The organism is Acuticoccus kandeliae (assembly GCF_003073115.1).
In genome coordinates, this window is the sequence record NZ_QBBV01000092.1 from 1 (window position 1) to 375 (window position 375).

General features: G+C 70.7%; 1 protein-coding gene. It reads right to left on the reverse strand.

What is annotated here, in order from left to right:
• Positions 1-361 (reverse strand): DeoR family transcriptional regulator (locus DBV35_RS29450; RefSeq protein WP_211100080.1); only part of this gene is annotated, 361 nt, incomplete at its 3' end.
• Positions 362-375: the final 14 nt, after the last annotated feature.

The following is a 375-nucleotide window of genomic DNA, read 5'->3' on the forward strand; positions in this document are numbered from 1 at the left end:
TGGGCGTCGGGTACTGCACGACGGCGACCTGGCGGGTCAGCTGCGCGAGCAGACGTACCGAGCGGCGCAGCACGTCGTCGAGGTCGACGGCGCCGTCCAGGAACGTCTGCACGGCCCGCTTCTCGGCCGACGACAGCGGCTTGACCTGCGAGATCCGGTCGACGAACTGCCGGTAGCCCTTGTCGGTGGGAATCCGGCCCGCACTGGTGTGCGGCTGCGCGATCAGGCCGTCCTCCTCGAGGACGGCCATGTCGTTGCGCACCGTCGCGCTCGACACCCCGAGGTTGTGCCGGTCGACGATGGCCTTCGACCCCACGGGCTCCTGCGTCGACACGTAGTCGGCCACGATGGCCCGCAGCACGGCGAACCGCCGCT